The sequence below is a fragment of the Arcanobacterium phocae genome (assembly GCF_900105865.1).
In the GTDB taxonomy this organism is placed as follows: Bacteria; Actinomycetota; Actinomycetes; order Actinomycetales; family Actinomycetaceae; genus Arcanobacterium; species Arcanobacterium phocae.
In genome coordinates this window covers 1499618-1514758 of the sequence record NZ_LT629804.1, presented here as the reverse complement: position 1 = coordinate 1514758, position 15141 = coordinate 1499618, and the positions used below count along the sequence as shown (strand labels likewise).

Here is a 15141-nt window from a genome sequence, read left to right as displayed (position 1 = left end):
GTTTTGATGCGTCGTCTCGTTCGTGGGGTTGGAGTTTTCCTCGGTGTTGTGATCGTATGCTTAGCATTTTTGCGTGCAGTGCAACTGGAAAATATGTTACCTATGGACAGTGACGATGTTGGCTACATCAACTTTCGACACTCACCCCTATCAATATCACAGATTGATGAGGGCTTAGCGCAAATCGGTCAAAAAACCGGCGTGGAGCTCTTGCAACTGTCCGGAACGGTTGGCACTCGGGAGGTAACCATTACCTCCCGAGCTGCCAACCAGCCTTCTACCGCACAGAAGGTCAACTTTTTCCGCCCGAACAAGACAGGTACTTTGTATCCGGCTTCAGAGCAACCATCTCAATCGCGTAGCGGCATCTACGCTGTTAAAGGCGATGCCACACAAATTGCCAGTTTGAAAACCTGGCTTAATAACGTTGGCGCTATCCACACATGGGAGAACTTCACAGTCTTCCAGACTTACTTCCTCCCCTTGGCTTATCAAGGTATTATCCTTGTTTTGGCAGTAACTGTTTTCTTGGTTGTTGCTACCATTTTTGGCTGGTTTACTACTCGAGCTGATTCGCGAATCGTACGCTTGAGTGCGGGACAGACAAAAACTCACATTGTCAACGGCGATAGTACTACGCTGGTTTCGTTGGTATTAATACCGATGGGTGCGACAATACTGGTTAGCTTCGCTCTCACTGTGATTATCATCGGTAGATCTGCTTTTCAGATGATACTTCCGCTTACAGTACTTTTTATCAGTGCCCTGATCGCCACGACAATTGCGATAACGGCTATTTCCTATGTAACTTTCCCCAGACTTCGCGACTGGGTCGAGCGACGCTCGCTAGTAGCCACGTTTTCGTGGGTCGGAGCTACGATGTCTGCTATATCGATTGTGCTTGCTCTCGCATCACTACCTATTGTGTACCGAGCCTATTTAGTTTCTGGTGAGAATCAGGAGGCTGCTCGGCAAGCATCACATTTGCCTGAATATTATTCAGCGAGCTTTGGCGGGATCGTGGACGAGCAGCGCGACTATGATCCATTCATTATTCCATTTGCCCAGCTGACTTCCGAGCTGGAAGCGAAGAATCACGTGTCTTTGTTTCGGAGACAATACGTTTCACCTGAAGATGTCGGCAAGTTGTCTGCAAGTAGTTACGAATCAATCGTGATTGTTACTCCTAGCAGCTTAGATGAACTAGAGAAGATTCCTGCTGGGTGTCATTTCAGTGAAATAACTGATACTGCTCAAGCCCGGCAAGCACGGGACCTTGCCACGGACGTAACTCTAATTGAGCGACAAGCAAAACCACAGTTACGTTTTTTCACTTGCCAAAATAATGGTTCCACTATCGCAGTGGCGAATCAGGGGATTTTCTCCCTTGCCCCCAACCCATTAGTGATACTCGTTCCAAACTTAAAGACTGCGTTCCCTGCAGAGACCATCATGAGTCTGGCTACTCTCGGATCCGTAGTATTTCACGATCCTCAGGAACTAATATCACGAGCGTCCTCGCTGGGTCTTAACCTGACAAGTGACAGTACTGCGGATTCGATCACGGTGTATGCACAAGATCAGCAACTAGGCTATTATGTGAGCCTGATTTCTATAGGTGCGTTACTTTTCACTGCTGCATTTAGTATGTTCGTTAGCGCGCAGCTTTACGCCGCTGCGCGCTTGCGTTCTTTTTTCCCTCGTTACATTGGTGGGACAAGCGTTAGGCAGCTTGTCCATTTTAGGATTCTTTTAGATATGGCGTTCATTGGGCTTGGCATAGGGATCGCCTTAATAATCGCTTTCGCCATGAGTTTGAACATGCCAATCTTGTTCCTCGCCGCATGCGGCGCGATTCTTCTTGCCATAGATATCGTGCTTCGCTATCAGATAACACGTATCGCGCTAGCGAGCGTATGCCAAAGAAAGAACTAGAGATATGAAACTTAAAGCAGAAAATCTTGAAATCAGGGTTGAAAAACGCGTCTTGCTATCGAGAATCAACTTTGAGTTCTGTGAAGGACAACTTGTGGGACTTATTGGGCCGAGTGGTTGCGGAAAGACTACCCTGCTCAATACTCTCGGCTTGTTGATACCTGCCCACTGTGGCTCTATCTTCTACGATGGATCCGAGGCTACCCAGTGGAGCCGACGCCAGATCAGTGCTTTTTGGCGTAACCAGGCTTCTTTTGTCATTCAAAATGCAGGTATCGACGACGACGAAAGCGTTCTTTACAACGTGACACTCAAAAAGTCGTTATTTGGAGGGCATCAGTCTGAACGTGCTGGATTAGAAGCGCTTGAAAAAGTAGGGCTAGCGGAACGCGCTCATGACAAAGCTCGAGTGCTCAGTGGAGGTGAACAACGTCGAGTCGCGATTGCGCGATCAATATATCGTCAATCCTCAGTCATTTTCGCTGACGAACCAACAGCCTCTCTTGATGAGGAAAACCGTACATTAATTGAATCTCTTCTCGTACACGAAGCAAAACGAGGCACGCTCGTCATTATTTCCACCCATGATATGAGACTCTCTCAACGATGCACCTCACTTGTTGACCTTGTTAATTATCAACCAGTCTAGTACATCATGAGTCTCCTTCGACGCAACTGCCATGATAATTGGCCTTGACTTTCACGCATCTACTTGCAGGTTTGAAGATGAATGCGACGTCCTTGCCAATGCTCGATCAACCAGCGATCATGGCTTGCGACGACGAGTGTTCCGTTCCATTTACTGAGAGCTAACTCCAGCGCCTGCATGGTATCAAGATCAAGGTAGTTGGTCGGCTCGTCAATGATCAGCACGGAAGGGTTTCCTGCTAGAGCAACCGCGATCTGCGCACGGCGCTGATTCCCAGCAGATAGCTGTGAGATCGGAATTGACCACATCGATGGGTGCAAGATCCCCTTACCAAGATCTCCGATACCGTTTCGCCAGACATTATGTTCTAAACCGGGATCGCCTTCCATTGGCAGACGCTGGGGCACGAAACCTACAGAGCCGTCCCGAGATACAAAGCCGCTCACGGCTGTACCTGAAGGCGGTTCACCTGTAGCGATCCAGGATAGAAGTGTGGTTTTCCCAGACCCGTTTGTTCCAGTGACCAGCAGATGTTCCCCTCTCGAGAGGTCGAGATCTAGTGGCGCAAGGCGTTCAACCGCAGATGCTTGCCTTACCGAGACCGCAACTCCCACGCCCAGATGGCCTTCTCGGGCTGGGAATTCCAATTGGTAGTTTCGCGGTTTGCGCACTTCGCGTTGCTCCAAGCGTTGGAGTCGTTCGTCGTCGTTCCGCGTACGTTTAACCGACGTAGCTGCAGCTCGATCAGCAAAAAATTTCTTCGCCATCCGGATCGGTGGATCTTGCACGCGATCCCCGCCGGACGCGATCTTCATACTCTCTCGGCGGTGTTGCCGTAGATGACGTTTTTGAGCTTGTTGATAGCCGTGAATCTGATGGTACTTCTCTCTAGCAGTTTCCTTTGCATCAAGGTAGTCCGAATAGTTTCCCGCATTGCGTACCAGCCCCTCAATATTGGCCATACCTTCAGCTATTGCCAGTTCTTTCCACACAGAAATATCCATGTCATAAATGACTGTGGCAACGTCCTCAATAAACGCTCTATCATGACTAGCTATAAGTACCGGCCCAGGCCAGTTCTTAACAGTTTTAGTTAGAAAATCGATAGTCTCAATGTCAAGATGGTTCGTCGGCTCATCAAGAATCAAAACGTCAGGACGTAGCAGAAGCAATGCTGCCAGCCGCAACCGTGCACGCTGTCCTTGAGACAATGAAGTTATATCTCGATTCGACGACATTCCGATTCCGTCGAGTCCTAGGCCAGCTAACATTTCGGATGTACGAGCATCGAGAGACCAGACATCGCGTGCTGTCATTTCTGCCAGGAGCTGGTCATACTCTGATTCGAACGCATGTCCTCCATCAACCAAGGAGGTGGTGATCTGGTCAAAGCGTATAGACAACTCTTTGAGCGGAGCCAAGGCTGCATCAAAGTAGTCCGCTACTGTACCATCGACGTCATCAGGATGTGGCACGAACTGTCTCGAAACACCAGAAACAACCTCTCCCATATCTGGCTGAAGGTCTCCCTGGATGATCTTGAGCAGTGTTGTCTTACCACTACCATTTGGGCCAACCAAGAAAGCTCGTTCGCAGTCGCCAACATGAAGACTCACACGATCAAGTACACGACGAGATCCGTAAGAAAAAGAAATAGTGTCAAGATAAATTAAAGGCATAGTGATCTCCAGAACGTAGAAACTTTTGAATACGTCTCAGTAAAACTGAGTGGAAATCACATGGTCATCGGAACGACAAACTCCTAAATTCTGCCTTAATAATTATCAACTTTTTCATTTTACCAGAGCTATCGTTGCCCCCACCTAATCCTATTATCATTTTCGGAATCCGGCGGTCATGAGTTTTGGGGCAGGATTATCCTCGAATTGCATTCTGAACTGGAACTAACTATTTCTAGGGCAAAGATTAGGGTGAACTTCACTGTGAGCGAATGAACTTAAAGCTGTCACTTTTAGGCATTCCTGTTTTGAGAAGATTAGGATATGCCGAAGTAGTATTCACAAGATTTTAGGGATCAAGCGGTGCGGATGGTTAATGACCGTCTTGCCGATGATCGTTCATGCACTCAATGGAAAGCAATTAGCGAGATTGCCCCATGTTTGGGGATATCGGTGGAAGGCGGATTCTAGGGATTGTTGCAACACCGGACTTAGGAAAGGAATTTTCAGGTGTTGTGGGCATACCAACAGGTGTAGTACCTGACGCGTTCAGTGATGTGTATTACGAGACGTGGACATTACATACGCCTACTGAACGAAGGAATGAATTTCACTCAGGCCATGAAAGCTGTGGGTGTTTCACAACGTAGTGGCAAAGTTTGGCGTAACAGCAAGAATCGTTCAACGGGCCGTAACGAAGCCATATGTGCGGATTGGTAGTGTTTGGCGTGGACAAGCCGAATCCTCTTAGCAGTCGCTACCTTTCCCAAGATGAACGCATCATTATCGCTGACATAGCCAAATACAATGCGAGCATTCGGAAGATATCGCAACGCCTGGGTCGTGCTCCTTTTAGTATTAGCCGTGAAGTTCGAGCAAATAATAAACCCGATAACAGAAGCTATGAACCTTATAGAGCTCACCACATCTCACATCAGCGTTTGAAACAGCCAAAGACACCGAAGAATTCGACGACCGTCCCCGCAAAACACTAGACTAGGACAAGCCAACCGAACGAATAATCGAACTAATCAACAACGACTGTTGCAACCACTCCTAAAATCCGCCCCTTATTGTTCGGTCCGAAGTTTGCGCGCTCCTATAAGGGAGGCCACCACGGTCACAATAATAATGCCTAGGATGATGCCTACCGACATGCCTGGTGTTGGTTCAGTGATTGCGGTGAGCATATCGTATCCGTGGAAAGCGTGGAGCAAAAGCTTCAAGCCGATGAATCCCAGGATTGCCGCCAAACCGTAGTGTAAGTAGATAAGGCGATCGAGCAGGCCGTCGACCAGGAAGAACAGCTGGCGCAAACCGAGCAACGCAAACGCATTCGATGCGAACACGATGAACGGCTCCTTCGTCAAACCGAAGATTGCCGGAATCGAATCAAGCGCGAACAGCAAATCGATCGTCCCAATGGAGATAATGCAAATAAGTAGCGGGGTAAGGAACGTTTTTCCCTGTGCGCGATGGAATAGCTTATCGCCAACGAACCCAGCTGTAACAGGGAATACCCGAGAAATGAAGCGCGTCAGCGCAGTCGGTTTATACTCATCATCTTCTTTAACACCATTTTTGCGGTCACGCGCTTCATGTAAACCGTCCAAGACCTGCTTGGTTGCGGTGTAGATCATCCATACACCGAAAGCGAAGAATACCCAGATGAATTTTTCAACAAGGGCTGCACCGATCATGATGAAGATAAATCGCAGCACAAGGGCAATAATGATGCCCCACATCAGCACTTTTTGCTGGAATTTCCGAGGTACCTTAAATGCCGCGATGATGATAATGAAAACAAAGATATTATCGAGCGAGAGTGAATACTCGGTGATATAGCCTGCAAAGAATTCGGTGGCGAACCGGCCACCATGGCGGAAGTATGTTGCTATGCCAAAAAGTACAGCAAGCGAAACATAGACTCCGGTCCAGCGTGAGGCTTCACCAATAGTTGGTTCGTGGGCTTTACGCACATGTCCGAGGAGATCAAAAAGAATCAACGCGACGACGAACAATCCAAGAATTGCCCATTCCCACGCATGAACAACCATCGTTGCATCAGAGCTGGATGAGTTTGCAACAGTTACAAGCATAGAGTTAAGCAAAGTTAGCCTTTCGGTTCAGAACATGACCGAAGGTCTCTTCCCGCCATCTCTAATGAGAGTATGTGGCCTCGGCCCGGGCTGAACAGCCGCGATGACGAACCGATATTTCGTGGGAATACTCCCCTTCGCTATTTCTAGCTTACGCGAGGGTAGCTAGAAGGTAACATCTCTGGCGTTATGATATCGCGCTCAGTTCGCGACAAGCACTATTGAGCTTGTTTGATGGCACGTAACTCGCGTTTGACATCATTGATTTCATCACGTAACCGAGCTGCGAGCTCGAACTGTAAATGTTCTGCAGCAACATGCATCTGTTCGCGCAGATCTTGAAGTAGTTGCTCAATTTCAGCACCATCTTGAGGTAATCGTTCGGCAACTGACTTTTCTTTGCGATAACCCCCGTCAAGTAGCTCGCTCGTATCGAGATCTTCACGGGCGAGCATGTCAGTCACGTCAGCGATCTTCTTGCGCAATGGTTTCGGATCAACGCCGTGTTCGGTGTTGTAGGCTATCTGCTTTTCGCGACGGCGGTTGGTTTCGTCGATCGCTTCACGCATATTTGGTGTTATCGAATCGGCGTACATGTGCACCTGCCCAGAAACGTTTCGAGCTGCACGTCCAATGGTCTGGATAAGCGCCGTCGTAGAGCGCAAGAAGCCCTGCTTATCGGCGTCGAGGATCGCAACAAGTGAGACTTCTGGTAGATCCAAGCCCTCACGCAACAGGTTGATGCCCACTAATACATCGAATTTGCCCATGCGTAGTTCACGCAACAGTTCAACGCGCCGTAAGGTATCGACGTCAGAATGCAAATACTCAACCTTGACCCCGCGTTCGGCAAGATAATCGGTGAGGTCTTCGGCCATTTTCTTGGTTAACGTGGTGACCAGAACGCGTTCATCACGATCGACGCGGGCACGTACTTGTTCGAGCAGATCGTCGATTTGGCCTTTTGTTGGCTTAACAATGATCTCTGGATCTACTAGGCCTGTAGGACGAATAATTTGTTCGACGTATCCATCAGAAAGTTCCATCTCATACTTACCAGGAGTCGCAGACAGATAAACCGTCTGACCGATTCGTTCCAAGAACTCCGCGAATTTCAGTGGCCGATTATCCATTGCGGAAGGCAACCGGAATCCGAAATCAACCAGGGTGCGCTTACGAGACATATCCCCTTCATACATGGCGCCGATTTGCGGTACCGTCACGTGCGATTCGTCAATAATTAGCACGAAATCTTCCGGGAAATAATCAAGCAAGGTATTAGGAGGTGTGCCTGGGCCACGTCCATCAATATGCCGCGAGTAATTCTCGATACCCGAGCACGTGCCGATATTGCGCATCATTTCAAGATCGTAGGTGGTGCGCATTTCAAGGCGTTGGGCTTCGAGCAGCTTATCTTGGTCACGTAGCTCCGTAAGCCGCTCCCCTAGTTCTTCTTCGATGGAAGCTATTGCGCGCTTCATGCGTTCTTCACCAGCAACATAGTGAGAAGCAGGGAAAATATAAGCATGGTCGGTTTCGCGCACCACATTGCCAGTTAGCGGATGCAGTAAGGCGATGGAATCAATCTCATCGCCGAAAAATTCGATCCGGATAGCGAGTTCTTCATAAACCGGAATGATCTCCACAGTATCGCCGCGTACCCGGAATGTGCCACGGGTGAACGCCATATCGTTGCGCGTATACTGCATCGTCACGAACTGCTTAAGTAACGCATCGCGGTCGAGTTCTTGCCCAACATGGACGTCCACCATACGATCAACGTATTCTTGCGGCGTTCCCAAACCATAGATACACGAAACAGAAGCCACCACGACGGTATCGCGCCGCGTAATCAACGAATTGGTGGCCGAGTGGCGCAACCGTTCCACTTCGTCGTTAATGGAGGAATCTTTTTCAATAAACGTATCAGTTTGCGGCACATAGGCTTCTGGCTGATAGTAGTCGTAGTACGAAACGAAGTACTCGACGGCATTGTTGGGTAACAATTCCCGGAATTCGGCAGCCATTTGGGCGGCGAGGGTTTTGTTTGGCTCGATGATGAGTGTGGGGCGCTGTATTTGTTCGATCAACCATGCAGTGGTTGCTGATTTTCCAGTTCCGGTTGCGCCCAACAAAACGATATCTTTTTCCCCGGCGTTAATCCGCTCAGCGAGTTCCGCAATTGCGGTGGGCTGATCGCCGGACGGAGTGTATTCAGAGATAACTTCGAATGGTGCTTCTTGACGCACAATATCAGTAACAGGACGCATACCTTAAGCCTACCGGTTAGCTCCGACAATATTCGAGACCTATCGCTACCAGCTTTACCGGTAACGAGGTGTTACCTGCTGACTGGAGGCTCCTAGAAATCGTAATCGACCAGGATTGAATACTTATTAATAGGTGGTTCCGCTTGAACACCTCGTAGTGCCCTGCCGGATCATTCCGATCAGAGAGGTTACGGGTGGAATACGTGGCAAGGGCGACAACGAGACAAAAACTAACCGACAGTACAGCCGAAAGCAGGAGATATGTTCGAGAGAACCCAAGGGCGTCCAACACAGCTCCGATCGCCGGATCTACCGCGATCGTCGCGCCTCGTCGAACATCGCCACGATGGACAGCATTGTTGTCCGGTACTTGTCAGAAATCACCAGATTAACTTGTTCATCAATGAGGATAAAGAAAACTGATGCCAACCCAGACAACAAAACAAACGACCCTGCACCTATCCAAGGCGTTGAAGGCATGGTCACACTCACTGCGACCAAGAAAAGAATCACTAAACCCATAACAGTGAGAACACGCAATCGCTCATGGTCCGTTGAACGCTTGAGCCGATAAGTATTTCGCACTGCAAGCCACTGGACGATCTTCCCGACCACCAATACGATTCCCAAGTTTCGAACTTCAAGACCGCGTTCTTCCAAGAACGGCCCAAGATACGTCGAGTAATTTGACACTGCAATCATGACTATCGTCGAAGCGAGCGCAAGCGCAACAAATAGCTGATGATTTCTTATTACACCAGCGACACGGCGAAAAACTGTGCCCGGTTTATGCGCTCCGTGAGTGGATTGATCGGCTTTAGAAGATTCCGAAGATAACTGGTCATGCAAACGCAGACGTAAAAACACGCCAGCAGCTGCGATATAACACGCCACACTCAATCACAACGGTAGGCTGGTGCGCCACGAGAACAGTATCGGTCCAACCACACTTGAAGTCATGGAAAACAACAAGGTCACCGATCCGACGGCTGACCGGCTCTTCAAATAGCCATCTTCCATTCCCAATCGCTTGTGCTCTTGGAAAAGCCAGGCACTGTCAGCACCAGATGAAAGCGCAAGGCCGGCGCCAATGACGAGTTCAGAAAGATAAACTGCTGGCAATGCGTCGAATAAGGCAAGAACACTGACACCAAGCGCGATCAATAGGAAGCCGAAAGCTAACGCATACTTTTGTCCACATCTATCGGCAAGACGTCCCATAGGTACCTCAAATAAAAGAGATACAACAGCCCCAAACGAATTAAGAAGTCCGATCTCTAGATATGAAAGTCCCTTCGTCTGAAGAATCAACGTCATCAAAGGCCATGCCATAACTGATGCGATCAGGCATTTAGCAATCAAGTATCCACGAAAAGGACGAGCAACGGAACTCTTGGCTATCTTCACAGGCACTCTCCCCTCCTCACCACAATCAGAACTTCCACACCGAGAGTTATACACTTTTCGGGGCTTGTATGCCATATTTGACTACTATCGCTACCAGCTTTACTGGTAACGAGGTGTTACCAGCTCAGTGTGTAATGTTCAGCAGGGTTCGCCGTCGTTGCTTGCCGCGAACCGGTGAGGATCCAGCCTGCGTCCAAGAGTGTTGCCGCACCGGGATTAGCGCGTAGCTTCAGATGCGTTCCTTGTATTTCGACGACGTCGCACCCGGCGTTGCGTAGCCTAGTCGCCTGGAGGTGAACATCGGTTCGGAATGAGACGTTATCCATCACGCCGGTTGGTTCGCTGACTCGTTCGTGGCTAAGAGCCCAATCGTAGGGAATGATCCATTCGTCCCAGAGCCGTTTCGCCGTGGAAACAAAGTCTTGTTCGCTCGAGGAATTATTGACGATGATGTCTGAGATCGCTGCGCGCGCCATATCTCCAGGCTGGGAATGAATTCGACTCTTTGCTTGGGATGGACTCATCCCACGGTTGTCAACCATGCGAGCGATCCGGACATGGTCAGGGGTATGGATAGTCATCGTGGCCATGAACGAAAATTGATTTGCGCTGCCAACCAGCAGTGGAACGTCGTAAACGACGATTTGGCTCGGATGAGCGGTACGTAGTTGTGCGGATACTTCACGTGCTATATAAGGGTGAATAATTGACTCGAGTTGCTGGCGAGCTGCTGAATTGGAAAACACGAAGGAGGCAAGTGCTCCACGGTCAAGGTGGCCGTCTGCACGCAGGACACGCGGACCGAAGGTGCGCCCTATTTGGTCTAAGGCTTTTGTTCCAGGGGCAACGACGTCACGAGCGACCTGATCAGCGTCGATAACTATTGCGCCACGGGTGGCGAAAACGTGCGTCAGCGTAGACTTTCCTGACGCAATACCACCGGTTACTGCAAGTTTGAGCATGTTAGCGCACGTCCACTGAAGAACGCACTCCCCTTTCAATAACGCAAATAAATCGTTACCTATTTAGGTTATCGCATCTGTGCCCAGTTATCTATGTTCAACGCGGCCTGGTTACGGCATACGCATGACTCGCACCGGGTCACGATATGCGGCAAAAATAGCGGGCGGAATTGCTGCTACCACGGCTGCACATAGAGCCAATATAATGCTGGCGAGCGCGAAGTCGAGCGGTACGGGAGTGTGCGCAAAATACATCACCGTATAGCCGAGTATGACGCCGGAAACAATGCCGATCAAGCTGATGACTGCAGTACGTAGAACCACGAAACAAATCAGGGCGGACCTCGTGATCCCTAGGGTTCGACGTCGTCCTAAATCTTTGGCATGGATAAGTACGTTAGTTAGCACAATAACACCAATAATCACGATTCCCACACCATGAACAAGTAATAAAATCGCGCCAGATTGCTGCTTCAAAGAATTAATCAAGGCCTGTGACTCGGCCGCTTTTCGGGCTGAGGACTCCACAGTTACTGTGGACTGGGCTGAAGGCAGATTCTTGATTAGGACGTGTTCCATCGGGCCAACGTCGTCGAGGCGGGGCGCAACAAAACGCATTTGCGACCACGCTTGAGCTGATTGGGTCGGCCCGATAACGAGATCGGCTAAATCTGTGTGCGGGGCAAAAGAATCAAAAGAGCCGACGACGGCCCACTGGTGTCCGTCAGCGCTCATGACGTAACCTGAAGAGCTAGTGAGCCCCAGTTTGGCTTTGGCGTTTTGTCCCACGATTACTTCACCAGCTCGCGGCATGCGACCTTCGTTGAGTTCCAGCGCATCGTCGATGTTTCCGGCTAATGAGACGAGGCCTACTCGCGATGCATTTAAGCCAAGCTTTCCGTTGACGACGTCGACGGGCCTGCTGAGCGCAAGCACTGATTGTGCCCCACTTTGAGTTGCGTACGTATGGACGAATGCGTCAGTAAGTAAAGAACCTTCGGGATCGAGGACTGTAAAGGTGCGTGCTTCAATACGCGCTAGTTGCTGTTCTAAACCATCTGATTGGGCAACGCTTTTGCCGGCGGTGACAAGAGTAAGCAACGAAATAATCAAGGTGACGATGCCAAGCATGAGTGCCGAGATGCGAGAGGCCCACGATGCTTTCATAACTTCGTGAATAAAGCGTACGTTCATAGTTGCACCACGTCGTCGGCATAGTTGATAACTGTGGGGTCGTGCGTAGCTATCAACACGGTTTTATCTGATTGTGCTGCTTCGCGTAGCGCGTTGAGCACGATCAGCGAGTTGTGCTCATCGAGGTTGCCGGTAGGTTCGTCGGCGAGGATAATGTGTGGATTGTTGATGAGCGCCCGGCATACCGCTACACGTTGGGCTTGTCCACCAGATATTTGACCAGGTTTGCGATATGCCTCATTATCAACTCCCATACGGGTCAAAAGTTCGAGCGCATAGGCCTCTTGGGAGCGAGCCTCTGCATGGGAATAGATCCCGGGTTCGCACACCGAATCGATGATGCTGCGGTTGGGATCAAGTTCGGCGCTTTGAAAAATGAATCCGAAATTGTGTGCTCGATAGGATGACTTCTGGTTATCGTTGAGCACGCTAAGATCGGTGTCACCGTAATATATGGTCCCGGCTGTGGGAGCTAGCATCAAACCGAGAATATAGAGCAATGTTGATTTACCGCGTCCCGATTCGCCAGTGATCGCAGTAATCTTTCCGGGGGTAAAGGTCAGTGAAAGACCATCGTATAATTCCGGGTCATGTTTGCTGTAGCGAAACGTCAGGTCAGTAACCCTTAGCTTGTCATTCACGAGATTGCTCCGCAATTGCTTCGACGTGTGTTCCCACCTCGATACCATCAACAACGGCTAATCCTGAGGCGAGGGCGCGCACAGTCACTGGAACAAGGTGAGACTCCTTGCCGTCAATAACACGTACCTGGGTTTGCCCATCAGTAGTGGTGAGGATAGCCGATACTGGAACGGTGGGGCCAGTTTGTTCGGGAACGAGAACAACGTGAGTGTTCAGATTGAGTAATTCACCAGGCGGTAATTCGCTACAACTATCACCGCACAGAATTGATCCATCTGACGCGGTAACAGGGATAGATACTCCATCTGGTGTGGTTGTACCAGATCCTGCTACACCTTCCCACATGGTTTGGCCACTATACACGTGTACTACTGCCCCGGTAGGAATCATTTCCGCTTGGCCTTGTCCAAGCATCATGATGAAGGTTGGAGTTTGGGAATAGGTAGATAGGAATGCTTCGCCACCGTTGAGTTGGGCTCCGGTAAACAGTATTTTGTTATCGATTTTTATTGGCGTATCGTTATGCGGGATAGCTATGAGAGTTCCGTGAGGAAACTGTCCCGTTTCTTCTAATCCGTGGTCTTTCTGGAAAGCTTTAACTCCCCACGCTAGCCCTGAGGTAAACGTTTGGCCTTCTCGCACGTCTATATATCCAAGGTCGGCGAGAAAGTTTCGCAAGGCGACGACGTCGTCACCGCGTACACCTTCGGATAAATCGCGCCAGATTGGAGTGGAGCTGACTATCGCCCACACGGGTTGATCGTTGACAGTATAGAGGTTATCTCCTTGCGTGGCCGAGGTTTTATCGGTCACGTATGTTGCAGTGCCGGTGAGAGTATTGGCAGATAGTGGTAGTGGATCACGCGAAGCTGTCGTCGTTACGGTCAAGGATTGGCCGACAGTTTGTTCTAAGACGTCAACTGTTATGTGTGTTTCTGACGTTGGATTAGATACTGCCTGCGTTGCAAACGTCACCCGCAATGCCCATAAAATGCTTAACACAGTTATGGTTGTTAGCAGTAGAAACAAACTAACAACCATAACTTTTTCAGGATGTTTCGTCATTTCCTGACCTATACTTTACCAAATCGGCGGTGTGCACATGCCGTAGGTACCGTTCCATGTTAGCCAGTCCGAATGCGCGGACCATGATTTAGTGCCGCCATTGCGTGCAGCTACTGTCTTCTCGTAGACCCCGTTTTTGCGAAAAAAGGTTACTCCACCAATTTTAAGAGTCATAAAGCTGTCAGATCTTTGCTGCTTGCCGTGAACGGCGTTAACAGCACCATTCGTACATGTTGTTGTACCGCCTTTTGTGCCAGCCATAGCAGGGAGCGATCCGCCCAGCACCAAACCCGTTGCGCAAATGATACTGGCAATGGCACGTAATGATTTCTTCATGTTTTCACCTCTTTAACGTAAGGTTTACTTGAGATTGTACTCACCATTGAGTAAGTTAAAGATATCAATTATTCCTTATTGTGTAAAGGAGGATTTAATGTTTAAACCTAGCAAAGTTCTTATTCTTCTTGTTGTGGGGTTGTTATTGAGCGCATGTCAAAGTGCTGATACTAGTTCAGATCTGACAGCCCCGTCACAGCAAAGTGCGGATAGGTTTGCGCCGAGTAAAACCTGGGATTACACCTCATGGGAACCCACTATTAAGATTGTTCGGAAAAAGATGACCGAGGAAGAAAAGCTCCAATGGCGTACCGACTGGCTTAATCGGAACAAAAACATCGAAGGTGTTGATCCGAGCCAGCTCAACGATCCGGGTCTCGTTCGTTTCGAACCAACCCTCCGCGACGCTGACCTTTCAGTAGCGCAGTGTCTCAACGACCGCGGGTTTAAAGCTCACCCACACCCGACCGGTGGTATTCAATTTGACCCTCATCCGCAGTCTCAAGAACCCGCATTATTGACTGCTGACTGGGAATGTAATGCTATGTACACCCCAGAACCGGCGTTGTTGACTGATTGGTCTGAAGATCAACTGTCTTTACTTTATGATTATTGGGATCAATACTTTATCCCGTGCTTAGCAGACCACAACATCAATGTTGATACGTCTCATAAACCAAGTAAACAAACATGGGTAAGCTTATTCCACACACCAGATAGCATATCGTGGCAACCAGATGACTATCTGGTATTTGTAGATCGCTATCCCGGTGGTGAGCAAGTCCAAAAAGACTGCCCTGGAATGCCACCAACCGACGTCTTCTACGGAGCAGAAGAATGAAATAATACTCATGAAATAAGGCTGTGGCCCGAACGTAATTGTTCGGGCCACAGCCGTTAAGA

At 49.3% G+C, this 15141-nt stretch carries 14 protein-coding genes; 4 read left to right on the top strand and 10 right to left on the bottom strand.

Translation table 11 applies throughout. The features are described 5' to 3' along the window. Positions 1-6 precede the first annotated feature (6 nt). Together BLT51_RS06780 and BLT51_RS06775 are read left to right on the top strand one after the other, a co-directional pair. Positions 7-1935: a hypothetical protein gene (locus BLT51_RS06780; protein WP_091281395.1), complete on the top strand. Its 1929-nt coding sequence runs from the start codon at positions 7-9 to the stop codon at positions 1933-1935. A 4-nt stretch (positions 1936-1939) separates the two neighbouring features. Then, entirely contained in the window at positions 1940-2584 is a 645-nt protein-coding gene (locus BLT51_RS06775) for an ATP-binding cassette domain-containing protein (RefSeq protein ID WP_091281393.1), read from the top strand. 59 nt (positions 2585-2643) lie between these two features. Here BLT51_RS06775 and BLT51_RS06770 read toward each other — a convergent pair whose 3' ends face one another. Next, complete coding sequence (locus BLT51_RS06770; RefSeq protein WP_091281390.1) at positions 2644-4263, bottom strand: ATP-binding cassette domain-containing protein; 1620 nt, start codon at positions 4261-4263, stop codon at positions 2644-2646. 704 nt (positions 4264-4967) lie between these two features. On the opposite strand from BLT51_RS06770, the gene BLT51_RS09510 reads away from it, so the two are divergent. Continuing rightward, positions 4968-5258, top strand: coding sequence for a helix-turn-helix domain-containing protein (locus BLT51_RS09510; RefSeq protein WP_091281387.1), 291 nt, complete (start codon positions 4968-4970; stop codon positions 5256-5258). A 75-nt stretch (positions 5259-5333) separates the two neighbouring features. On the opposite strand, the gene BLT51_RS06760 is transcribed toward BLT51_RS09510, so the two are convergent. The 9 genes from BLT51_RS06760 to BLT51_RS06720 form a co-directional block, all read right to left on the bottom strand. Then, positions 5334-6320, bottom strand: a complete 987-nt coding sequence (locus tag BLT51_RS06760; RefSeq protein WP_091282672.1) for a TerC/Alx family metal homeostasis membrane protein — start codon at positions 6318-6320, stop codon at positions 5334-5336. A 260-nt stretch (positions 6321-6580) separates the two neighbouring features. Next, on the bottom strand, positions 6581-8632 hold the full coding sequence (gene uvrB / locus BLT51_RS06755) for an excinuclease ABC subunit UvrB (protein ID WP_091281382.1): 2052 nt from the start codon (positions 8630-8632) through the stop codon (positions 6581-6583). 309 nt (positions 8633-8941) lie between these two features. Beyond that, positions 8942-9526, bottom strand: a complete 585-nt coding sequence (locus BLT51_RS06750) for a hypothetical protein (protein WP_091281381.1) — start codon at positions 9524-9526, stop codon at positions 8942-8944. Between the two features lie 6 nt (positions 9527-9532). Further along, positions 9533-10039, bottom strand: coding sequence for an MFS transporter (locus tag BLT51_RS06745; RefSeq protein ID WP_157672950.1), 507 nt, complete (start codon positions 10037-10039; stop codon positions 9533-9535). 116 nt (positions 10040-10155) lie between these two features. Next, entirely contained in the window at positions 10156-11001 is an 846-nt protein-coding gene (coaE, locus tag BLT51_RS06740; protein WP_091281375.1) for a dephospho-CoA kinase, read from the bottom strand. A 111-nt stretch (positions 11002-11112) separates the two neighbouring features. Then, positions 11113-12195 (bottom strand): FtsX-like permease family protein, encoded by a 1083-nt coding sequence (locus tag BLT51_RS06735; RefSeq protein WP_091281372.1) that lies wholly within the window; start codon positions 12193-12195, stop codon positions 11113-11115. Next, positions 12192-12836, bottom strand: a complete 645-nt coding sequence (locus BLT51_RS06730; protein ID WP_091281370.1) for an ABC transporter ATP-binding protein — start codon at positions 12834-12836, stop codon at positions 12192-12194. Before BLT51_RS06730 ends, BLT51_RS06735 begins: the two co-directional genes overlap by 4 nt. Further along, complete coding sequence (locus BLT51_RS06725) at positions 12829-13902, bottom strand: peptidoglycan-binding domain-containing protein (RefSeq protein ID WP_091281368.1); 1074 nt, start codon at positions 13900-13902, stop codon at positions 12829-12831. The genes BLT51_RS06730 and BLT51_RS06725 overlap by 8 nt, the downstream gene beginning before the upstream one ends. A 15-nt stretch (positions 13903-13917) precedes the next feature. After that, on the bottom strand, positions 13918-14238 hold the full coding sequence (locus tag BLT51_RS06720; protein WP_091281366.1) for a hypothetical protein: 321 nt from the start codon (positions 14236-14238) through the stop codon (positions 13918-13920). A gap of 97 nt (positions 14239-14335) precedes the next feature. Between BLT51_RS06720 and BLT51_RS06715 the strand changes: the two genes are divergently transcribed. After that, positions 14336-15079: a hypothetical protein gene (locus BLT51_RS06715; protein WP_091281364.1), complete on the top strand. Its 744-nt coding sequence runs from the start codon at positions 14336-14338 to the stop codon at positions 15077-15079. Positions 15080-15141: the final 62 nt, after the last annotated feature.